Raw genomic sequence first — 266 nt, 5'->3', positions numbered from 1 at the left:
CGTCGAAGCCGAGGGCATCGACGTGTGGTATTCGCTGGATGCCGCCGAACTGCTGGGCGCCGAAGCAGCCGATTACGAGAAGGTCACCGACATCCTCGACGTCTGGTTCGACTCGGGCGTGACCCATGAAGGCGTGCTTGCCGCGCGTGGCTTCGGCAAGCCGGCCGACCTGTACCTGGAAGGTTCCGATCAGCACCGCGGCTGGTTCCAGTCCTCGCTGCTGACCGGCGTGGCGATCGACAAGCGCGCCCCGTACAAGCAGTGCC

General features: G+C 65.8%; 1 protein-coding gene. It reads left to right on the top strand.

Annotation, left to right across the window (positions count from 1 at the left end):
* Positions 1–266: class I tRNA ligase family protein (locus tag AC6UD2_RS06800; protein ID WP_500698435.1), on the top strand; the 266-nt coding region annotated here is incomplete at both ends.

This window comes from Fructilactobacillus sp. X2R5C2, assembly GCF_059901375.1.
The sequence above is the reverse complement of the archived record's forward strand: the minus strand, read 5'-3'. Positions and strand labels throughout refer to the sequence as shown.